This window comes from Streptomyces sp. HPF1205, from assembly GCF_020400825.1.
Lineage (GTDB): Bacteria > Actinomycetota > Actinomycetes > Streptomycetales > Streptomycetaceae > Actinacidiphila.
The window spans coordinates 223,953-244,485 of record NZ_JAINVH010000001.1 but is presented as its reverse complement, the minus strand read 5'-3'; the positions used below and the strand labels follow the sequence as shown (position 1 = coordinate 244,485).

Sequence of the window (20,533 nt, the reverse complement as noted above, 5' to 3'; positions counted from 1 at the left end):
AAGGGAGCAGGAAATGGCTGTAGTCGCACTGGTTCTGCTACTGGCGCTCGTTCTGGGCGGTCTCGGATTCGCCCTGCACGTGCTGTGGTGGATAGCCCTCGTGGTGCTCGTGGTATGGCTTCTCGGATTCGTTTTCCGCGGTTCGGGCGTCGGCGGGGGACGGAGAAATCGCTGGTACAGATGGTGACCGGATGAAGTGGCGGGACGGGTAAGCGATTGCCCGTCCCGCCGCCGCGTCCGCGTCTGCGTCCGCGTCTGCGTCCACGGCTGCGTCCACGTCTGCGTCGGCGACCCGGCAGCCGGTCCGGCAGAGGTCCGGCCGGCCCGCCGTCCGGACGAGTGGCTGATGACGGCTTGCCCGCGGCTCGGGGACGCGGCGGCGGGTCGCGGCCGCGGAAGAGAAGCGCCAGTTGGCGGCTCGTCACGGTCACGGACCGCCCGCCGCGAGGAGCCGACGACCGCTCGCACCGCGCCCTCGCAGCCGTCGGGCCGACGGGCGGGCCCCGGGCCGGACACCGGTCGGACCACCGGGCGCACAGCGTCGGCGCGTTCCGCTTCGCGGGCCGCGCGGCTGTCCCAGGCATCACGGGCGCATCCCGGCTCCCGCCTGTTTCGCCTGGCGGGGGCGGCACAGGGCGTCTTGCCCAATTGGCCGCGAGCGGCGAACGGGGCTGTGAGAGGGTATGCGCCCATGGATTCCACACTGCCTGAGGCGGCGTCGGCGGCGCGGAGACGGAAGCGGCTGACGAACCGGATCAAGGACGATCTGCGCGACCTGAGTGTCCAGCTCTCATTGCTCAACCACCAAGTGGGCAGCCACCTCGACCTGCGGGACACCGACCTGGAGTGCCTCGATCTGGTCAGCCGCTACGGGCCGATCGGCCCGACCGCCCTGGCCAAGCGCGCCGGGCTGCATCCGGCCACCCTGACCGGCGTACTCGACCGGCTGGAGCGGGGCGGCTGGGTGGTGCGGCTGCCCAACCCGAGCGACCGCAGGTCGGTCCTGGTCCAGATCATCAAGGAGAAGGAGGCCGAGGCCGCGGCCATGTTCTCCGGCCTCAACTCCGCCATGGACGGCATCTGCGCCGAGTACGACGACGCCGACCTGGTGAAGATCGCCGACTTCCTGCAGCGCACCTCGCGGGCCGGCCGGACGGCAACCGACGACCTGGCCGAGCGCTAGCTGATCGGACAGCCACGCGGCCGCCCGGCCGCCCCGGCCATCCCGGCCGCCCCCGCCGCCCCGCTTGAGACGGCCGGGCCGCACCGCCGGCTCGTGACCGGTCGCGCGTCCGGCGGCCCGTGCCTGCCCAACCGACGCTCGGCCCACCCCCGGCCCACCCCCGGCCCACCCTCGGCCGCGCGGCGGCTACCCACCGCCCGCCGAGCGGCGTTCCGGATGCCAGTGCGGGGCCGCGTCCGCCTGGCCGCGCGCGGCCTCGGTCAGCCGTTCCAGGTCCTGGCTGCCGCGCAGCAACCGCAGCCTGCGCAGCAGCCGCGGATCGTCCAGGGCGCCCGGCCCGGCCCCGGCGGCACCGCGCACCGCCCGCGGGTCGGTACGGCGGGCCGGGGCCGCGCCCTGCCACCAGTGCTCGCCGCGCTCGCGCCACCAGCCGGGCGCGGCCACCCCGGTGGTCATCGCGCCCAGCGCGAGCAGGCCGCGCAGCAGCCGGTCGCCGAGCCACCCGGCACCGGCACGGCCCGGGACGGCCCGGCCCGGGACGATCCGGCGCGGACCGGTCACGCCGGGTCCGCGATCTTCAGCGAGAGGAACTCGTCGGCGTTCAGCCGCCGCAGGCCCCAGGCGAGGAAGCGCGGGATGTCGGGGTCGTCGTCCACGTAGACCTGGGGCGCGACCACCGGATAGCGCTTGCCGCGGGTCTTGACCTCGCAACCGCCCGCCGCCACCACGTTCTTGACCCAGTCGGACTCCGAGCCGTAGGGCAGCGACACGATGATGTGGCCGTTCCTGCGGAACACCTTGACCGGCGTGCGGTATTCACGCCCGGATTTGCGCCCCTTGTGGTACACGGCGCCGAAGCCGGGCAGCAAGGGGATGATCCGGCCGACGATCCTGTTGCCGACGTATTTGTTCAGGCGCGCCAGCCGCCGCTGAACGGACATGTCTCTGCTCCTTCTTCGATGACGCGTGACGGGAGGAGAAATCCGGTACCGAATCGGTTCCGGAAATAAGGGGGCGCGGACGCGATGTCACACTCCGGTGGCGGCCATTCATCTCAGGAACAGGAGCGCGTGCGCGTCACACAGGAGGCCTTCATGGCGGACAGTCCGGCCGAGCAGCCCGACGACAGGGCCACCCAGGAGTTCGTGGGGCACCGGGAGTTGCTCTTCTCCGTGGTCTACAACATGCTCGGCAGCGTCGCCGACACCGAGGACGTACTGCAGGAGACGTGGCTGGCGTGGGCGCGGCGCAGCGGCCGGCCGGACGCGGCCGGCATCGAGAACCCCCGCGCGTACCTGGTCCGTGTCGCGGTCAACCAGGCGCTGGCCCGGCAGGCGACGATCAGCCGCCGCCGGGAGACCTACGTCGGGCCGTGGCTGCCCGAGCCGCTGCTGACCACACCCGACGCCGAGGACTCCGCGCCGGCCGCCGAGGCCGCCGACGCCGCGGACGCCGCCTTGCGGGCCGAGTCGGTGTCGATGGCGCTGCTGGTGATCCTGGAGACGCTGACACCGCTGGAGCGGGCGGTGTTCGTGCTGCACGAGGTGTTCGGCTACGCCCACCCCGAGATCGCCGAGATCCTGGGCCGCAGCCCCTCCGCCGTACGGCAGTTGGCGCACCGGGCGCGCGAGCACGTACAGGCCAGGCGGCCGCGCTACCAGGCCGATCCGCGCGTGCGGCAGCGGATCACCGAGCGGTTCATAGCGGCGGCCCTGGGCGGTGACCTGTCGGCGCTGATGCGGCTGCTCGCGCCCGACGTGACGATGTGGACGGACGGCGGCGGCAAGGTGCGCTCGGCGCTTCGGCCGGTCGGCGGGCGCGACAAGGTGGCCCGCTTCCTGCGCGGGTACGCGGCCCGCCGCCCGCAGGGACTGGACATCCGCTACCGGCACGTCAACGGCGACCCGTCGGCGGTCGTCTTCTCCGGCGACTCGCCGTACGCGGTCATGGTGATGGACCTCAACCCGGGCAACGACCAGGTGACCCACATCTTCCTGGTCACCAACCCGGACAAGCTCGCGGGTGTACGGCTGGAGGACGCGGGCGAGGACGGCACCGGGGAGACGGGCGAGGACGGCGTGGACGGCACGCCGGAGCTGGAGGAGCGGCCCTGAGCCGGTCCGGGAGGACGGCCGGCCGCCCTCCCGGACCGGGGCGGGCCCGGCAGACGCGAACGCGCCCGTGGCCATCACTCGTGCAGGCCGAGGGCGGCACGTTCACGCTCGGCGAGGGCGGAGGCTGAGGCAGAGGCGGAGGCGGAGGCCGAAGCAGAGGCCGAAGCGGAGCCCGAAGCCGGCGCCGCGGCCTCGGCGCCCGGGGTACCGGCGCCGGCCCCGGCGTCGCCCTGGAGCGCCAGCACCCGCCGCTCGCGCAGTTCCTCCTCCGCGGTGTGCTCGATCCGCTTCATCGCGAACCGCAGGACCGGCGGGGCCATCAGCGGGGTGAGGATGGCGATCAGGACGATGATGCTGTACATGGCGGTGGTCAGCAGGCCCAGGCGCACGCCGACGACCGCGATGACCACCTGGATGACGCCCCGCGCGTTGATGCCCGCGCCGAGCGCCAGGGCCTCCCAGCGGCCCAGCCGCGCGAAGGTGCTGCCGACGAAGCCGCCGAGGTACTTGGCGAGGACGGCGAGGGCGAGCGCGACCAGGCCCCACAGGGCGATGTCCCAGTGGGCCAGCGTGGTCAGGTCGATCCGCAGTCCGGCCAGCGCGAAGTACAGCGGCGACAGGAAGGACAGGACGGTGGCGTTGAGCGGCTCCAGCTTCGCGGCCTGCGTGTCGACGCCGGACGAGCCGATCAGGATGCCGCACAGGAAAGCGCCGAAGACGGCCTCGAAGCCGAGTGCCTGCACCCCGGCCCCGGAGAGGACGAGGAGGATGACGGTGGCGGCGATCGTGGTACCGCGGGAGCCGGTCGCGGCCGCGCGCCGCATCACCCACCGTACGGTCCTGCGGCCCACGGTGAGCAGGACGAGGACGACGACGGCCAGGTGCCACAGCGGGGTGGCGATCTCGTGGGCGCCGACCCCGGTGGTGGCCAGCGCGGTGACGACGGACACCATGAGCCAGCCGACGGCGTCGTCGATGGTGCCCACGACGAGGATGAGCTGGCCGACGTTGCGGTGGATCAGCTTCATGTCCACCAGCACCCGGCCGATCACCGGGATCGAGCTGACGCACATGGCGACCCCGACGAACCACGCGAACACCGCGGGATCGGCGTCGGGGGGCCGGAGCCGGCCGGGGAGCGCGTACCCCAGCCAGACTCCGAGCCCGAGTGTCACCATCAGGTCGACGGCGCTGACGACCGCCGCCTTCCCGCCGCGGGTACGGACCACGTGCAGGTCGAGGTGCATCCCGGTGAACCCCACCAGCAGCAGGACGCCGATCTGGCCGACGGCGTCGAGCAGGTGCATCTGGGTGGGGTCGCGGGGGAAGAGCCAGCCGGACAGGCCGGGCGCGGTGTGCAGCAGCACCGAGGGGCCGAGCAGGACGCCCGAGGCCAGTTCCCCCACGATGGTCGGCAGACCGCACCGCCGGGCCAGCCGGCCCAGCACCGTCGCCAGCAGCAGCAGAGAGCCGATCTGGAGCAGGAACACGAGCAGCGTGTGCTGCGGCAGCGGATCGACGGTCTCTGCCGCCAGGCTGACTGGACTCATCCGGGAACTCCTCGCAGACGCAACGACCGGTACGGCGGGCTGAGGGACGGACGGAAGACGTCAGGCGACGCAGATGCCCTCGACGGCGACCCGCTCGGTCAGGTACGGGCGCACGATCACGCCCTCGGGGTAGGCGGACGCCTTGGCCTGGAACTCCGGGTTGGAGAACGCCTTGAACAGCGCCTCGCTGCTCTCCCAGACGGCCACGTTGACCAGGACGTTGCCGCCCGCCGTGCCCCGGTGGAGCTGGGTGGAGATGCAGCCCGGGCTGGCCTTCATGAAGGCCGCGTCCACGGCCCAGCTCTCCAGCACGTCGTCCATCAGCCCGTCCGGGACGATCACGGTGTTGACCAGGACGACGGTCCCGGTCTTCTCCTGGAGCTGCGCCTCGAACGGGACCTTCGGGTCGATGTTCTCGAACTGCATGACGGTTCCTCCCTGGGAATGAGCACGGGATGAGCGCTCCGCGCGCGGTGCGCGGGAACGGGGTACGGGCGCGGTGAGCGCGAAGGGGTACAGGAGCGGGGTACGGGAGCGCGGGGCGCGCGGCGGGGTCAGCCGTCGAAGATCGGGTGCGTCCCGCGCGGCTCCTCCTCCAGTGCCCCCAGGCTGCCGCGGAAGAAGATCAGCGGTTCCTGGTGCTCGCGGGGCACGCCGAGTTCGACGACCCGGCCGACGAAGATGGTGTGGTCGCCGCCGTCGAACTCGTTCTCCAGGCGGCAGGCGAGGAAGGCCAGCGCGTCGCCGAGCACGGGCATGCCGTCGGCCGACAGGTGGTGGGGCACGTCCCGTACCGAGGCGGTCTGCCTGCCGGCGAAGGCCCGGGCGAGCGGTTCCTGCGGTCCGGCCAGGAAGTTGACCACGAACGACCCCGAACGGTCGATCAGGGTCCGCAGCCGGGACGCCTTGTGCAGGCAGAACAGCACCAGCGGCGGGTCGAGCGACACCGAGGTGAAGGAGTTGACGGTGGTTCCCTCCAAGCGGTCACCGGCACCGCTGGTGATGACGGTGACCCCGGTGACGAACAGGCCGCACACGGTGCGCAGCAGCCGGCCCTCGACGGGTTCGGTCCGGTGCACGGCGGTCGCCGGCGCGCCGGCCCCGTCCGCCGCACCGGACGTGCCGGATGTACCGGACGTGCCGGATGTACCGGCGGTACTTGGGGTGGCGGTCATCGCGGCGTCCCTCCCGCCGCGTCCCGCGCCGCGTGTTCGGCGACCGGGACCTGCACGGTGGTGGTCTCCATGAGCACGGTGGCCTTGGGCAGCAGCGGCCCGGCAAGGGCGGTGGTGACCAGCGCCATGATCACCATCATGGTGAACATCTGGCCGTCCAGGACGCCGAGTTGGACCGCGGTGTTGAGGATGATCAGCTCGGTCAGGCCGCGGGTGTTCATCAGCAGGCCCAGCGCGCGGGCCTCGCGCCTGCCCAGGCCGAACAGCCGGGCCGGGATGTAAGCGCCCAGCAGCTTGCCCGCGCACGCCACGGAGACGATCACGGCCAGTTCCGCCCACTGCCGGGCGTGCAGGCCGTTGATGTCGACGCCGAGGCCGGTGACGATGAAGAACACCGGCAGCAGCACGGTGCTGATGTTGTCCAGCGGGCCGCGCAGGTGCTCGGCGAGTTGGGCGGCGGGTTCGCGGGGCATGACGAAGCCGAAGAGGAAGGCCCCGAAGATGCCGTGGATGCCGATCCACGTCGTCACGTAGGACGACAGGAAGGTGCCGGCCGCCAGCATCACCAGCAGGTTGCGCCACTGCCGGCGGGCGGCGAACCGGCCGACCAGCCGGGTCAGCGCCGGGCGTACCAGCAGGAACATCCCGGCCACGTACAGCGCGCTCAGGCTCAGCACCTGCAGCAGGTCCTTCGGGCTGCCGGAGGTGACCAGGGCGGAGACGTACGCGAGCATGCACCAGGCGAGGATGTCGTCGACGGCGGCGCTGGCCAGGGCGAGGGTGCCGACCCGGGTGTGGGTCAGGCGGTTGTCGGTCAGGATGCGGGCGAGGACCGGGAAGGCGGTCACGGACATCGCCGCGCCCATGAAGGTGGAGAAGGTCAGGAAGGAGATGTGGTGCCCGGCGACGTGGTCGTGGTGGGAGTACAGCAGCGTGGACACCGCGACGCCGAGGCCGAAGGCCAGGCCGACGGAGCTGAACGAGACGGCGGCGGCGACCCCGCGGTGCGGCCGCAGGATGCGCTTCTCGAACTCCCAGCCGACCATGAACATGAACAGCAGCAGGCCGACCTGCGAGACCGCGGACAGCAGCGGCCGCACGTCGTCGGGGAACAGCTTGCGCGGCAGGTCGCCGGGCAGTTGGCCGAGAACGCTCGGGCCGAGGGCGATACCGGCGAGGATCTCCCCGATGACCGCGGGCTGGCGGATCCGCCTGGCCGGCGAGCCGAGCAGGACGCCGGCCAGCAGGACGATCGCGATGCCCGCCACCATGGTGGCGACCCGCAGATCGCTGTGCGGGGCCAGGCTGTGGAGGGCGAGGTCGGTACGCGAGGTGGGGCCGGACAGGGAACTGTGCACGGGACTGCTCATCGACGGTGCTCCTGGGGACGTCCGGACGACGGAACGTGCGCCGCGTCACGTGGCGGTCGGGGTCGGGACGGCCCAAGGCGGGGTGCGGTGGTCGAAGCGGGCCGGCCGGTCCTTGCTGAACGGAGTTCGATGAATTTCGATGAATTCCGATGAAGCGGACGGGACTTCGGCGGGTGAGCCCGCGACGAGTCCGGATCGGACCGCCGGGCAGGCCGCGGCCGTGGCCGCGGACCCCTTCCCCGCCGACGCGCGCGAAGGCCCGCGGGAGGAACCGAAAGCTCCGGTGCCGCCCCGCACAGACGGGCCCCGCGCCGTGCTGGCGCAGGTACTGAGTCGTTCGCCGTCACGCACTGCGGTGACGGGATGGGCCCGGGGCGCGACCGGTCCGTGATTCCAGTGTAGATGAGCGACAGGGCCGAGGACCCGCCGAACCGCCTCAACAGCCTTCCCGCCGGGGCCTGGTGGGCGTTTGCACGCGCCGTGACCAGGGGTTCGGAACGGTTGGCCGATGCGGGGCGGGACGGGGGCTCGGCCCTGTCGCCGGCGGCGTCAGTCGATGCTCTGCGCGAAGTCGAACGCGCCGTACGGATCGTACTTGCCCTTGATCCACGCCAGCCGCGGGTAGTTCTCCGCGTAGTACGACGAACGCCAGTCGGTCAGCGCGGGATCGATGAAGTTCTGGTAGGTCTCCCTCGCCGACTGCGGGTCGATCAGGGCGAACCCGTCATCGACGAAATGGTGCCCGGCCGCGCGCCCCGCGGAGTCCGCGGCCGCCGGGTCCTCGATGTCCACCAGCAGGTTGAGGGTGAACAGCGCGTCCCGGTGCACGTAGGCGGTGTCGGTGCGCCCCAGATCGCCCACCGCGCCGCCCATCGGCAGCAGTTCGAGGATGTGGTGCTGCCCCGGCTGACGGCCGCTGGTGTCGAAGTGGGCCGCCAGGGAGTCCCACAGGTCGCGGCTCGGCAGCCGGTCGAAGAACCGGCTGCGCTGCAGCCCGAAGGCCGGGCGGGTGAGGAGGCCGCCGGGCTCGGTGTCGGCGCGGTGGCACTGGGTGACGGTGTCCGCCGCGCACTGGTAGAAGTTCATCATCAGGTCCTGGTACGGCAGCACACCGGTGGGTGTGCGTTGGGCCGGCGGCCCGGTCAGCGCGATCAGCCGGGCGACCTCGCTGTCGAGTTCCGCGGTGCTGCCGGTCGAGGCCACGAAGACCATCGGCACACCCGGGTTGCCCGGCGCGGCGTCGAACAGTTGGAGGAAGCCGCCGCCGGTGACGGTTCTGGGGGCGTCCACCGACCAGCGCGCGTAGCCGTCGAGGACGTCGGCGGCCCGGTCCCAGGTCCAGGTGAGGTTGACCACGCCGATGCCGGCCGCGACCGGCACGGGCGATATCTCGAAGGAGGTGACGACGCCGAAGTTGCCGCCGCCACCGCCCCTGAGCGCCCAGTACAGATCGCGGTTGCAGGTGGCCGAGGCGGTGACCGTCCGGCCGTTCGCCAGCACGACCCGCGCCGACACCAGTCGGTCCGAGGCGACCCCGCCGGAGCGGGTGAGTATGCCGAGACCGCCGCCCTGGTAGAAGCCGCCGACGGCCACCGTCGGGCAGTACCCGCCGGGTATCGCCAGGCCGTACGGGGACAGGGCGGCGATCGCGTCGACGTTCTGCGCCCCGGGACCGAACCGCGCGGTGCCCGGACCGACGGATATGGAGTCGAGCCGGGACACGTCGAGGACCAGCCCGGTGCTCGTGGAGTAGCCGCCGGTGCTGTGGCCGCCGCTGCGGACGGCGAACGGCAGGCGGTTGTCCTGTGCGAACGTCAGGCAGGTGGCCACGTCCGTCTCACTGGCGCAGTACGCGACCGCTTTGGGGTTGACGGCGTCGAACTGCTGGAGGTCCAGTTGCTTGGCGGTCGTATAACCCGGGTCCGTGGGCAGCACGAGCGTGCCCTGGAGATGCGAACGGAGTTGACTCCACGGCACACCGCTGCCGGCCCAGCTCACGGTGTTGCCCAGTCCACTGAGAGCGACGGCGCCCGCCCCGGCTCCCAGGACTGTTCTCCGACTGATCATCTTCGGCCCAACTTTCATTGGCTCGAATGGATGCTGACGAGCGATCACATTAGAGCAGTTTCTTGCCCTTGAGACCCGAACGGACAATCCCGCGGAGTGTGTCCTGCGCGAGTTCCCGCATTTCCGCAGGTGCCTTGCGCGTGCCCCAGTACATGAATTTCCCCATCATCAACGTACTGGGGAGGACAAACTTCACTTCCGGGTCGGTCCACTGGAAGACCGGGTTGACCAGAGCGCAGTCCCGCAGGCTCTTCATGATGATTTCGGCGGCCGTGTCACCGTCTATGCTGCCTGCTTCGTATTTCTCACAGGTCTCGGCCATGAGGTCGAGTATCTGCTTGAACTCGTGGCTCTCCGGCCACCACAGCCCCGGGTGGAGGGTGTTTTCCAGAGCGTCCAGCCACTTGACGTCACCGGTGAGCGCGTAGTTCTGCCGGGCCCGGGTCAGCCGCATCACGCCGGGGGTGAGGAAGGCGGACCACACCCGGAAGACCGCGTTCCACAGCGGGAAGTGGTTGAACGAGATGTACGAGCTGTTGACCAGCGCGTCGTTGTAGTGCAGCAGGCCGCGCTCGACGGTCTCGACGTACTCGAAGCGCTCGACCGCGAAGTCGTCCTCGTCCAGCGCGGGGATGAGCCGGCTGAGCAGGGCGTACACCACCTCGAAGGTGTTGGACAGGCCGCGGGAGAACAGCGGGTCCAGGAAGCCGGCCGCGTGCGACATCAGGCACCAGCGGTAGCCGATGGACTGCTTGGAGCTGTACTGCAGCCGGTCGGTCGAGACCCATTCGCGGACCCGCTTGGCGCCCTCGAACTGCCGCTTCACCGCCGGGTACATGTCGAGGTACTTGTTGAACTCCTCCTCCGGCGTCATGTCCTTCGGCTTGGGGTAGAGCCGCTCGTCGAAGGTCAGTCCCACGCTGGTGATCGGGTTCATCGAGCCCTTGAAGTTGTTGAACGGGATGATCCAGAACCAGCCGCGCTCGATGAGGTGGTGCATGGTGCCGCCGCTCCACGGGGAGGCGGCCGGCGGGCGCAGGCTGTTGGGGTGGTGGCACACGTCGTCGAAGGGCTTCACGCCGATGTAGTGCGTGAACAGCGAGCGCGAGTGGTGCTTGAAGCGGGCCGGCTGCTCGCGCAGGCCGAACTTCTCGGCCAGCAGTGAGCGGAAGCCGGAGGCGTCGATGAGGTAGCGGGCCCGGAAGACCTCGCCGTTCTGGCCGGTGACGGTCACCCCGTCGTCGTCGAAGTCCAGGTCCGACACACGCCAGTTCTGCCTGGTCACGGCGCCGTACTTGGCCGCGACGTTGAAGTAGTACGTGTCGGTGTCCTGCCGGAACAGGTGGCTGGCCTCGGTCAGCAGCTTCGGGATCACGAACTGGGTCGCCTCGCGCGGGTCGGGCTCGTTGCCCGGGGTGTGCCGCATGAAGCCGAAGGACTGCTTCCTGCCGTGCTTGGGGCCGATGTACTTGGTGACGGCCTTGATGTCGAGCAGGTGCTTCAGCTCGGGCACGTCGAAGCGCAGCGAGAGGATGTGCAGCCACTCGATGAGCTGCGGGGTCATCGACTCACCGATCGCCATCCTGGGGTGGCTGGCGGCGTCGACCATGACGACCTTCTTGCCCTGGCGGGCCAGGATCGACGCGCTCACCGAGCCCGCCAGGCCCGAGCCGACGATCAGCACATCGCACTGCTCGGGGGCCTTGGCCGGGGCCGAAGCGGCGGCCGTGACCGGGGACGGGGCGGTGGCCGGGGCCGCCGCGGGGGCCTTGGCCGCGGCCTTGGAGGCGGTGGCCGCCGGAACTTCTTCCTTGGGCTTGCTGGGCACAGTGCGCCCCTCTCTGCTCGATTCCGCGTGATCCACAGGCATTTCCACAGGCAAACAACAGGCACATTCACGGGCACATTCACAGGCAGGACTGCGGGCAAGGGTGCCGGCGACAAGCGAACTGGCGCGGGCGGGACCCGCTCAGCGGAAACCCGTCGGGCGAAACGCGCGCGGGAAAACCGGCAGCGGGCAAAAAGAATCGCCGGGCCTGGCCCCGGGAGGGCAGGTCCGGCGATCAAAATCAAGGCACGGGTGCGGGCATACGTCTACCGCTGCGAGAAGCGTGACATGCCGAATCGAGACGTGTCAACCCGGTTCGGTCCGGGGTCGTTTCCGGACCGGTTCCGGACCGGTTCCGGATTCGCTCACGCCTGTCGGGCGTTGTTCACTGATATGTCCGCACCGCTCCGCGAGTGTCGTCGAAACGCGCGTTCCGCGGCTTCACCAGCTCCACAGATTGCGCTTGCGGTAACGTCCCTCCCACGACACCTTGTTCAGCAGGCGCAGCGGCGGCGGCATCCGCCGCAGCCACTTCCCGGCGTCCGCGGGCGACATTCCGTCGGTGATCCACGGAACCCATTCGGCGGCGCCGCCGAGTTTCTGCTTGCGGGCCATCGCGCCGCGGAATCCGGCCCAGTCCTTGGGCGTCATCACCTGCTGGATGAGCGGCAGCGCGTCGGTCTCCTCGTGCGACAGGTGGCCGTCCAGGCCGGCCCGCAGCTCCTCCACCTTGGCGGTGAGGTCGGGGTCGCGCCGCGCCATCGCCGCGTCCACCGCCTCCAGGTGCGGGTCGATCACCGAGTGCTCGGCCTCCATCGCGTCCAGCAGCGCCAGGTCGTCGGGGCGGCCGGCCACACGCTGGCGGAGCTTGGGCCACAGCCACTCGTCCTCCACGGTGTGGTGGACGTGCAGCTGCCGTTTGAAGGTCTCCCATCCCTCGCGGACCTGCGGGGAGTCCGCCCTGCCCGCGGAGGCCGCGGCCGCCAGCCGCTCCAGGTCGCGGCGGAAACCGTCGTGGGTGACGTACATCTCGGTGAAGTTGATCCGGTCGGGCGAATTGGCGGTGACGATGCGTTCTGTTTCGGTAGTCATGATTCCTTCGCTTCTGTTCGCGCGGAGACGAGCGCGTCGTCCGCGGCGGCGGGCAGGCCGTGCGGGTTGGCGGCCGGGCCGCGCGGGCTGACGATGCTCAGGCAGGCGACCACCCCGACCAGCAGGACCCCGACGGGCACGAGCATGGTGGGTTTCATCGCGTGGACGAAACCGTGGCCGAAGACCGCGGCGGCCGCGTCCTGGACGCGGTGGGCCACGTCGGGGGACGCCCCCTTGGGCGGCTGCATCCCGCCGCCGCTCCGGCCGCCGACCGCCAGGTGCTTGCCGGCCTCGTCGAAGGTGTGCAGGAACCGCTCGCGGTAGCCGGCCGGGACCGCGCCCGCGCGCTGCCGGGCCTGGTCGCGCAGCGCCGAGACGAGCTGGCTCTGCAGCACCGCGCCGATCACCGCGCCGGCCAGCACGGAACCGACCTGCCGCAGCGCGTTGTTGACGCCGGAGGCCGCGCCGGTCAGCCGGGGCGGCACGTTGCGCATCACCTCGGTGGCCATCGGGGTGAAGGTGCAGCCCATGCCCAGGCCGATGAGGACCACCGGCGCGACCAGTCCGGTCCAGCTCTCGCCCGGCTTCGCGGTCGCCGCGATCCAGCCGATGCCGCCGCCGAAGGCCAGCAGCCCGGCCACCAGGATGTACTTGCCGCCGATCTTGTCGGCCACCACGCCGGACGGCCCGGCGGTGATGATCGAGCCGACCGCCATCGGGACCAGCACCCCGCCGGCCTTGAGCGCGCTGAAGCCCAGGACGGACTGCAGGTAGATGGTCAGCGGCAGGATCAGCCCGACGATCCCGAAGGACACCGCGACCCCGACGAAGTTGACCACCGAGAAGTTGCGGTCCTTGAACAGCTCGAACGGCACCAGCGGCTCGTTGTCCTGCTGGCCGCGCTGGTAGAGCAGGAAGACCGTGAGCAGTACCGCGGCGCCGGCCAGCGTCGCCCAGATCGCCGCGTCCCAGTCGTACTTCTGGCCCTCGATCAGGCCGAAGGCGAGCAGGAACAGCGCGGCGGTGGCGAGCAGGACGCCGGGGACGTCGAAGCGGTGCCGTACCGCGCGGGTCGCGTTCGGCATGACCACCGCCGAGGCGGCCACCACCGCGACCCCGATGGGCACGTTGATGACGAAGATCCAGCGCCAGTCCAGCTTCGTGACCAGCAGGCCGCCCAGGCTCGGGCCGGCCACCGAGGCGAGGCCCGCGACCGTGCCCCAGATGCCCAGCGCCACGCCGCGCCTCTCCTCGGGGAAGACGTCGACGATCATCGACAGGGTCTGCGGCAGCAGCAGCGCGGCGCCGACGCCCTGCACGGCACGGAACGCGATGAGCTGGCCCGGGCTCTGCGCCAGACCGCAGGCCAGGCTGGCCGCGGTGAACAGGCTGACCCCCGCCATGAACAGCGTCTTCTTGCCGCGCAGGTCACCGAGCCGGCCGGCGGTGATCAGCAGCACGGCCAGGCCCAGCGTGTAGGCGTTGACCACCCACAGGATCTGGTCCAGCGACGCGTCCAGGCTGTCGACCATGTCGGGGATCGCGATGTTGACGATCGTCAGGTCGAGCAGGGTCATGAAGAAGCCGAAGGACAGGATCACCAGGATGACCCACGGATTGCCTCGCCACTTGTTCACGGTTCCTCCTCACCGGTCCCATGAACACAAGAGATGCCCGGGGGTGCGAGGTGTGACATGGGCCGGCCGGCCGCGTCCCGATGAGACGCAGGACACATCGCCGGGCCGCGCTCCGTAGGCAAAGGGTCCGGTAAGCGCCCTCGCGCCGGGCGATGCGTACGGCCGTCCCGTACGGGCGCTCAGGCCCCGGCGGCCGGTGCCAGCCGTTCGCGGAGGAACTCCACCACCCGCTCACGGGCCGCGAGCGCCGGGTGCCCCGGGGTCTCGCGGACCTCGCCGGTCAGCACGGAGTGGGCGCCGGAGGAGAAGCCGCCCGCGTTGCCCTTGGAGGAGTCCAGTTCGATCACCTCGAAGGCGTCGCCGAGGGCCCGGCGCAGGGAGGCGAACTTCGGCCGGGTGGAGCCGCGGTCCTCGCTGAAGCGCAGGCCCAGCACACACAGGCCCTCGTTCCTGGTGCGGGCGACGACGGTGTCCAGCTCCTCCTTCGACAGTCCCGGGTCGGCGGCCCGCGCGGCCCCGAGCGGGAAGGGCAGCACCGGCTGGCTGAGCACGGGCGCCAGCACCGCGTCGTCCACGGCGGCGGCCAGCGCGAAGCCGCCGGTGAAGCACATGCCGATGATGCCGACCCCAGGTCCCGGGGTGCGCCCGGCCAGGTCGCGGGCGACCGCCTTCAGGTAGTCGGCGATGGGCCGGTGCGCGTTGGTGGCGAAGGCCCGGAACTCCGCCGACACGCACAGCTTGGCGAAGGTGGCGATGCCGTACCCCGCGCTCGCCTTGCGGCCCGGCTCGCCGAACGGCGAGGGGATAGCGACGGTGAAGCCCTGCTTGACGAGGTGGTCGCCCAGGCCCAGCACCTCGGGGGTCATGCCGGGGATCTCCGGGACGAGGACGACGCCGGACCCGCTGCCCTTCTCGTACACGTCGTGGGTGAGCCCGGCCCCGGTGAAGGCCGCCTTGCGCCAGCCGGTCAGGGTGGAGGTCGGAGCGGAACCGGTCACGGAGTTCTCCTCTTCAGTCCCCGGCCCGCCCGCACGGCGAGCACGAAGAAGGTGGTGAAACTGGCTATCACGTCGACGTGGTCGACGTAGTCCGTGGAGCCGTTCGCCTTGCGGAACTTGTTGGCGGACGTCAGCAGGCTCGCGGCCAGCGTGCCGACCGTGATCCAGGTGCGCACCGGCGTCGGCCCCTTCCGGGACGGTAGTTGCGAATCGGTTGTCATGCCAGGGCGCTTCCCTCCGGGTCGCGGTGGAACCAGGGATACGTGGGGGTGGTACGGGGGGCCGGGGGCGGCGGGGCCCGGCGCGACGGGCCCCGCCGCGTCACTTGCCGTCGGTGAGCATGTCCTTCGGGGTGAACCGCACCACCGGGATCAGCCGGCTGGCCCGGTTCTGGAACTCCCAGATGAAGGGGTAGACATCCGTGTACATCTTCCAGATCCGGTCCCGCTCGGCGCCGTATATCTCGTCGACGACCACGTCGATCTGCTCGCGGCCGATGTCGATGGTCGCCTCGGGCGTGGCCTTGACGTTCAGGTACCAGGCCGGGTGGATGGCCTTCGGGCCGCCGGGCACGTCGAAGTGGCCGGGGACGGCGACCGCGTAGAAGACGCCGTTCTCGAACTGGTAGCCCAGCGGCACGACCCGCGGCTTGCCGGACTTGCGGCCCATGGTGTGCAGCAGCAGCGCGTCCAGGTCGCCGAACCGGCCCATGATCCGGCCCTGGGAGCGCTGGTAGGCCCACACGTTGACGTTGAGGAAGAACTTGTTCACGCGCTTCTGGATGCCGCCCGGGGGCTTGGAGTACAGGTAGACGTTGAAGCGCACGAAGGCCCGCATCAGGGGGCCCGCGTTGAGCTCGGGCCGGGTGGTGGCCCAGGAGGTCAGCGCGTTGGTCTCCCGGATCACCGAGGTGTCGCCCATCGAGGAGTCCATGGCGTCTTCGGTCATGGGCTTCGGGGAGGTCTGCATGGGTGTGCCCTTTCCTTGGTCCGTCGTCGGGGGGTCCCGCGGAGGTGTGGGTCGGGAGGCGGCGGAGGGGGCCGCCGGGAAGTCCGCCGGGAGTCCGGCGGGGGCGGTCACAGGAGCTTGCGGCCCTTGATGCCGGCGCGGATGGTGCCGCTCAGGGTGGAGGAGGCGAGGTCGCGCATCTGCCCCGGGGCCTTGCGGATGCCCCAGTACATGAACTTCGCCATCATCGCGGTGGTCGGCACGATGAACCGGGTGTCCTCCGGGTCCTTCCAGCCGAACGTCGGGTTCAGCAGGTCGCAGTTGTTGAGCGCGTCGAAGACGATGTCGGCGGCGGTGTCGCCGTCGATGGCGCCCGCCTCGTACTTCTCGCAGGTCTCCGCGGTCAGTTCGAGGATCTCCCGGAAGACCGGGTCCGGGTACCACAGCCCCGGGTAGTCGATCTTCTCCAGCTGCTCCAGATGGCTCTCGTCACCGGTGAGCGTGTAGTTGACCCGCGCCCGGGTCAGCCGCATCACGCCGGGGGTCAGGAAGCCGCCCCAGACCCGGAAGACCGCGTTGAACAGCCGGAAGTGCGAGAAGGCGATGTACGAGCTGTTGACGAGCTGGTCGTTGTAGTGGAGCAGGCCGCGCTCCAGCCGGTCGACGTACTCGAACCGCTCCACCGAGAAGTCGTCGTCCTGCAGCGCCGGCAGCAGCCGCGCCATCAGCGAGTAGACGACCTCGAAGGTGTTGGACAGGCCGCGCGAGTACAGCGGGTCCAGGAAGCCGGCCGCGTGCGACATCAGGCACCAGCGGTAGCCGATGGACTGCTTGGAGCTGTACTGCAGCCGGTCGGTGGACACCCACTCGCGGACCCGCTTGGCGCCCTCGAACTGCCGCTTCACCGCCGGGTACATGTCGAGGTACTTGTTGAACTCCTCTTCCGGCGTCATGTCCTTCGGCTTGGGGTACGTCCGCTCGTCGAAGGTCAGGCCGACGCTGCACACCGGGTTCTTGGACCCCTCCACGTTGTTGAAGGGGATGATCCAGAACCAGCCGCGCTCGATGAGGTGGTGCAGGGTGCCGCCGTTCCAGGGCGAGACCTTCGGCGGGCGCAGGCTGTGCGGGTGGTGGCTGACGTCGTCGAACGGCTTGACGCCGATGTAGTGCGTGAACAGCGACCGGGCGTGGTGCTTGAAACGGGCCGGCTTGTCGCGCAGGTCGAACTTCTCGGCCAGCAGCGAGCGGAAGCCGGAGGCGTCGATGAGGTAGCGGGCCCGGAAGACCTCGCCGTTCTGGCCGGTGACGGTCACCCCGTCGTCGTCGAAGTCGAGATCGGCGACCCGCCAGTTCTGCCGGGTGAGCGTGCCGTACTTGGCCGCGACGTGGAAGTAGTAGGCGTCGGTGTCCTGCCGGAACAGGTGGCTGGCCTCGGTCAGCAGCTTCGGGATCACGAACTGGCAGGCCTCGCGCGGGTCGGGCTCCTTGCCCGCCTCGTGCCTGATGAAGCCGAAGGACTGCTTCTTGCCGTGGAAGGGGCCGATGTGGCGGTGCACGGCCTTCACGTCGAGCAGGTGGTGCAGCTCGGGGATGTCGAACCGCTCCGCGAGGATGTGCAGCCACTCGATGAGCTGCGGGGTCATCGACTCGCCGATCGCCATCCTGGGGTGGCTGGCGGCGTCGACGAGCACCACCTTGGCGCCGTTGCGGGCCAGGATCGAGGCGCTGACCGAGCCCGCCAGGCCCGAGCCGATGATCAGGACATCGCAGTTCTGCTGCTCGCCGGCCTTGGTGGCCGGCACGACTGCCTTGGCTTTGCTGGGCACGGAGGCGCCCCTTCCTGCTCGGGTTGGCGTGGGTGTCGTGCGTGCGTCGTCGTGCCGTGCGAAGGTCGTCGCGGCCGCGGGTACGGGCGCGCCCGCGGCGGCGGGTACGGGCACGGGGGCGGGTACGGGAACGGCGGCGGACGCGGGAGCAGCCGCGGGAACGGCGGCGGACGCGGGAGCGGGAGCGGCTTCCCGTACGGCTTCCGGAGCGGCTGCGTGCGCGGCTTCGGTGCCGGCCTCGCCGGGCAGGGCCGCCTCGGCGGGCCGCGGCTCGCCGAACCAGCGGCGCAGCGCCGGTACGGGATCGGTGGCGCGGGCCGCGGCCCAGGCCACGTATCCGTCGGGCCGCAGCAGCACCGTGCGTACGCCGTCCAGTGCCGAACCGGGCGCGGCCGTCGCCGTCACCACGTCCACCCGGCCCGCCCAGCCGCCCGCGGCTGCCGCCGTCCTCGGGCGCCGCCCGCCGCCGAGCTCCAGCAGCACACCGCGGCCCGGCCGCAGCAGGGCCGTCGTGCTGGTCGGCCGTCCGCCGGCGGTCAGCTCGATGTGCGGGACGCGGCGGCCGGCCAGGGCGTGGCCGCCTGTCTCGTACCGGATGTCCAGGCCGCTGATCATGCCGGCGAGGTGGCCGCGGACCACCGGGATCCGCTCGATCATCTCGGCGGTGGAGTCGCGCACGGACTCGACCTCGGGGCCGCCGAAGAGGATCACGGTCTGCGCCTCGATGTTGGCCAGCACCCGCGCCCCGACCGCGTGCCGCTCGGCGTGGTACGTGTCCAGCAGCCCGGCCGGCGCCCGGCCGGTGACCTCGGCGGCGAGTTTCCAGCCGAGGTTGGCGGCGTCCTGCAGGCCCAGGTTGAGCGCCTGCCCGCCGACCGGCATCTGCCGGTGCGCGGCGTCCCCGGCCAGCAGCACCCGGCCCTGCCGGTACGCGGCGGCCTGCCGGGTGGTGTTGCCGAAGGCGTTGCGCCACACCGGGGTCCCGCCCGAGATGTCCTCGCCGGTGACGCGCCGCCAGGTCGCGGCGATCTCGGCGAACTCCGGTTCGCCGGTACGGGGGCGCACCTCGCGGCCGAACTCGTGCATCATGACGCGGGTGACGCCGTCACGGGTGGCGGCGATGGCCACCCCGTGCGGCAGCCGCTGGAAGCGCCGGTTGGGGATGTCGAGGCCAAGGACGTCGGCCCGCAGCAGTTCCTTGGTGGCGTCCGAGCCGGGGAAGGCGAACCCGGCCAGCCGCCGTACCGCGCTGTCCTCGCCGTCGCAGCCGACCAGGTAGTCGGCGGTCAGCCGCACCGCGCCGGCCGGTGTGGCCACCTCGGCCTCGACGCGGTCGGGGGCCTGTGCGAGGGAGACCAGTTCGTGCCGGCGGCGGATGTCCGCGCCGAGCCCGGCCGCCCAGCGGGCGAGCAGGGCCTCGGCGGCGGCCTGCGGAACCTTCCACTGGCCCGGGTAGCGGGTGGTGGGCCCGGTCAGCGGCAGCGGGATGCCGCCGAAGTGGCCCATCGGCTCGTTGGGCGGAGTGCCGAGGTCGGCCAGCAGACCGCGCTGGTCGAGCAGTTCCATGGTGCGGGCGTGCAGCGTGGAGGCGCGCGACTCGGTGGTCGGCTCGGCGAGCCGCTCCAGCACCACGACCTCGGCCCCGCCCAGCCGCAGCTCGCCGGCCAGCAGCAGTCCCACCGGCCCGGCGCCCACGATCACGACCTGGTGGTGCTCCCGGCCCGTGCCGCCCGCGCGTCCCGTACCGCCCGTACCGCCCGTACCCACCGTGCCGCCGCTCACCGCCGGCCTTCCGCGTAGTCCTTGGCGTGGCCCAGCGTCGCGCGGCTGTTGGTGCTCAGCGCGTTCTGCACGTAGTCCTTGGCGTCCGCCACGGTCGCCGACTCGCCGAGGATCCGCGCGATGTTGGCGGTGTTGATCACCACGGTGTGCTGCGAGGTGGCGTTGACGCCCTCGGAGTCCTCCTCGAACAGCCAGTAGCCGGTGTGCAGCGTCATCAGCGCGGGCAGCGTGATCTGCTTGTACACGATCCGGCTGTGCGGGAAGGTCACCCGGACCGACTTGGTGGTGTGCGAGGAGCCGTCCTTGGTGAGGGTGTCCATCTCCAGGATCTGCAGCCCGGGCGTCTCCTCCTGCAGCGAGACCCGGGCCACGTGCGGCAGCCGCTCCTTCCACAGCTGGGCCTCGTTGATGAAGTCGTAGACGTCCTTGGCGTGGCCGTTGATCCGCACCGTGTCGGTGAAGGACAGCAGCAGGTCCTCGGAGTTGACGGCGGCCTCGACGTTGGCCTTCAGCGCCGCCAGTTCGGACCGGCTGTTGCGGTCCACCGCCTCGTCGATCCACCGCAGGCCGTCCGGGTCGTCGTCGATGGCCCGGTAGTCGTGCAGCAGCCGCACCCGGGACTCGCCGCTGGAGAGCGGCTCGATGATCCAGGTGCCGCCCATGGCCGCGACCGGCGGGGCGGAGACCTCCTGGCGGAACTCGATCCGCAGCTCGCGCGGGTCCAGCACGCGGCGCGAGGTCCAGTTCTTCGCGGTGCCGCCCGCCGTCGCCCAGATCCGGATCCGCTCCTGGTCCGCGGAGCGCTCCACGTGGTCGACGAAGACCGTGGGCGGGAAGATCCGCGGCCAGTTCTCCACCTCGGCGATCAGCCGGTAGACGGCGGCGGCCGGCGCGCTGATCGTGATCTCGTGCTCCACCTCGCGGTGGCCGTTGTGCGTCATGGCTGGTTTCCCCTCACACTCG

Annotated in this window: 18 protein-coding genes; 3 read left to right on the top strand and 15 right to left on the bottom strand. The window is 71.1% G+C overall.

Translation table 11 applies throughout. The features are described from left to right. Window positions 1-13: 13 nt before the first annotated feature. Window positions 14-187, top strand: a complete 174-nt coding sequence (locus tag K7G61_RS01035) for a hydrophobic protein (RefSeq protein WP_225844549.1) — start codon at window positions 14-16, stop codon at window positions 185-187. Between the two features lie 504 nt (window positions 188-691). Continuing rightward, window positions 692-1,183: a MarR family transcriptional regulator gene (locus K7G61_RS01030; protein ID WP_225844548.1), complete on the top strand. Its 492-nt coding sequence runs from the start codon at window positions 692-694 to the stop codon at window positions 1,181-1,183. 186 nt (window positions 1,184-1,369) lie between these two features. On the opposite strand, the gene K7G61_RS01025 is transcribed toward K7G61_RS01030, so the two are convergent. Beyond that, window positions 1,370-1,744: a hypothetical protein gene (locus K7G61_RS01025; RefSeq protein ID WP_225844547.1), complete on the bottom strand. Its 375-nt coding sequence runs from the start codon at window positions 1,742-1,744 to the stop codon at window positions 1,370-1,372. Further along, on the bottom strand, window positions 1,741-2,124 hold the full coding sequence (locus K7G61_RS01020; protein WP_225844546.1) for a nitroreductase family deazaflavin-dependent oxidoreductase: 384 nt from the start codon (window positions 2,122-2,124) through the stop codon (window positions 1,741-1,743). Before K7G61_RS01020 ends, K7G61_RS01025 begins: the two co-directional genes overlap by 4 nt. Before the next feature lie 153 nt (window positions 2,125-2,277). Here K7G61_RS01020 and sigJ point away from each other — a divergent pair, with 153 nt between their 5' ends. After that, on the top strand, window positions 2,278-3,297 hold the full coding sequence (gene sigJ / locus K7G61_RS01015) for an RNA polymerase sigma factor SigJ (RefSeq protein WP_225844545.1): 1,020 nt from the start codon (window positions 2,278-2,280) through the stop codon (window positions 3,295-3,297). A gap of 74 nt (window positions 3,298-3,371) precedes the next feature. Here sigJ and K7G61_RS01010 read toward each other — a convergent pair whose 3' ends face one another. From K7G61_RS01010 to K7G61_RS00945, 13 genes are all read right to left on the bottom strand, one after another. Then, complete coding sequence (locus tag K7G61_RS01010) at window positions 3,372-4,847, bottom strand: cation:proton antiporter (RefSeq protein ID WP_225844544.1); 1,476 nt, start codon at window positions 4,845-4,847, stop codon at window positions 3,372-3,374. A gap of 60 nt (window positions 4,848-4,907) precedes the next feature. Beyond that, window positions 4,908-5,273, bottom strand: a complete 366-nt coding sequence (locus K7G61_RS01005; RefSeq protein ID WP_225844543.1) for an antibiotic biosynthesis monooxygenase — start codon at window positions 5,271-5,273, stop codon at window positions 4,908-4,910. A 128-nt stretch (window positions 5,274-5,401) separates the two neighbouring features. After that, window positions 5,402-6,022, bottom strand: a complete 621-nt coding sequence (locus K7G61_RS01000) for a flavin reductase family protein (RefSeq protein WP_308190564.1) — start codon at window positions 6,020-6,022, stop codon at window positions 5,402-5,404. Then, a complete protein-coding gene (locus K7G61_RS00995) occupies window positions 6,019-7,392 on the bottom strand; it encodes a cation:proton antiporter (RefSeq protein ID WP_225844542.1) in 1,374 nt (457 codons plus the stop codon). The genes K7G61_RS01000 and K7G61_RS00995 overlap by 4 nt, the downstream gene beginning before the upstream one ends. 549 nt (window positions 7,393-7,941) lie before the next feature. Then, complete coding sequence (locus K7G61_RS00990; protein ID WP_225844541.1) at window positions 7,942-9,459, bottom strand: FAD-binding oxidoreductase; 1,518 nt, start codon at window positions 9,457-9,459, stop codon at window positions 7,942-7,944. Window positions 9,460-9,508: 49 nt separating this feature from the next. After that, window positions 9,509-11,287 carry a tryptophan 7-halogenase gene (locus tag K7G61_RS00985; protein WP_308190563.1) on the bottom strand — a complete coding sequence of 593 codons (1,779 nt, stop codon included), beginning with the start codon at window positions 11,285-11,287 and terminating at the stop codon, window positions 9,509-9,511. A 441-nt stretch (window positions 11,288-11,728) separates the two neighbouring features. Continuing rightward, window positions 11,729-12,379, bottom strand: coding sequence for a hemerythrin domain-containing protein (locus K7G61_RS00980; protein ID WP_225844540.1), 651 nt, complete (start codon window positions 12,377-12,379; stop codon window positions 11,729-11,731). Beyond that, window positions 12,376-14,016, bottom strand: coding sequence for an MFS transporter (locus K7G61_RS00975; protein WP_225844539.1), 1,641 nt, complete (start codon window positions 14,014-14,016; stop codon window positions 12,376-12,378). The genes K7G61_RS00980 and K7G61_RS00975 overlap by 4 nt, the downstream gene beginning before the upstream one ends. Window positions 14,017-14,195: 179 nt before the next feature. Then, a complete protein-coding gene (locus K7G61_RS00970; RefSeq protein ID WP_225844538.1) occupies window positions 14,196-15,014 on the bottom strand; it encodes a dienelactone hydrolase family protein in 819 nt (272 codons plus the stop codon). Continuing rightward, window positions 15,011-15,235: a hypothetical protein gene (locus K7G61_RS00965; RefSeq protein WP_225844537.1), complete on the bottom strand. Its 225-nt coding sequence runs from the start codon at window positions 15,233-15,235 to the stop codon at window positions 15,011-15,013. Before K7G61_RS00965 ends, K7G61_RS00970 begins: the two co-directional genes overlap by 4 nt. 100 nt (window positions 15,236-15,335) lie before the next feature. Next, entirely contained in the window at window positions 15,336-15,983 is a 648-nt protein-coding gene (locus K7G61_RS00960; RefSeq protein WP_225844536.1) for a nitroreductase/quinone reductase family protein, read from the bottom strand. Window positions 15,984-16,090: 107 nt separating this feature from the next. Beyond that, complete coding sequence (locus K7G61_RS36815; protein WP_374204016.1) at window positions 16,091-19,570, bottom strand: FAD-dependent monooxygenase; 3,480 nt, start codon at window positions 19,568-19,570, stop codon at window positions 16,091-16,093. Beyond that, window positions 19,567-20,511, bottom strand: a complete 945-nt coding sequence (locus K7G61_RS00945; RefSeq protein ID WP_225844535.1) for an aromatase/cyclase — start codon at window positions 20,509-20,511, stop codon at window positions 19,567-19,569. The genes K7G61_RS36815 and K7G61_RS00945 overlap by 4 nt, the downstream gene beginning before the upstream one ends. Between the last annotated feature and the right edge of the window lie 22 nt (window positions 20,512-20,533).

Bases quoted from the DNA above. Each gene is read 5' to 3' on its own strand.
- K7G61_RS01035 (WP_225844549.1), top strand. From the start codon at position 14: ATGGCTGTAGTCGCACTGGTTCTGCTACTGGCGCTCGTTCTGGGCGGT.
- K7G61_RS01030 (WP_225844548.1), top strand. From the start codon at position 692: ATGGATTCCACACTGCCTGAGGCGGCGTCGGCGGCGCGGAGACGGAAG.
- K7G61_RS01020 (WP_225844546.1), bottom strand. From the start codon at position 2,124: ATGTCCGTTCAGCGGCGGCTGGCGCGCCTGAACAAATACGTCGGCAAC.
- sigJ (WP_225844545.1), top strand. From the start codon at position 2,278: ATGGCGGACAGTCCGGCCGAGCAGCCCGACGACAGGGCCACCCAGGAG.
- K7G61_RS01010 (WP_225844544.1), bottom strand. From the start codon at position 4,847: ATGAGTCCAGTCAGCCTGGCGGCAGAGACCGTCGATCCGCTGCCGCAG.
- K7G61_RS01005 (WP_225844543.1), bottom strand. From the start codon at position 5,273: ATGCAGTTCGAGAACATCGACCCGAAGGTCCCGTTCGAGGCGCAGCTC.
- K7G61_RS01000 (WP_308190564.1), bottom strand. From the start codon at position 6,022: ATGACCGCCACCCCAAGTACCGCCGGTACATCCGGCACGTCCGGTACA.
- K7G61_RS00995 (WP_225844542.1), bottom strand. From the start codon at position 7,392: ATGAGCAGTCCCGTGCACAGTTCCCTGTCCGGCCCCACCTCGCGTACC.
- K7G61_RS00990 (WP_225844541.1), bottom strand. From the start codon at position 9,459: ATGATCAGTCGGAGAACAGTCCTGGGAGCCGGGGCGGGCGCCGTCGCT.
- K7G61_RS00980 (WP_225844540.1), bottom strand. From the start codon at position 12,379: ATGACTACCGAAACAGAACGCATCGTCACCGCCAATTCGCCCGACCGG.
- K7G61_RS00965 (WP_225844537.1), bottom strand. From the start codon at position 15,235: ATGACAACCGATTCGCAACTACCGTCCCGGAAGGGGCCGACGCCGGTG.
- K7G61_RS00960 (WP_225844536.1), bottom strand. From the start codon at position 15,983: ATGCAGACCTCCCCGAAGCCCATGACCGAAGACGCCATGGACTCCTCG.
- K7G61_RS00945 (WP_225844535.1), bottom strand. From the start codon at position 20,511: ATGACGCACAACGGCCACCGCGAGGTGGAGCACGAGATCACGATCAGC.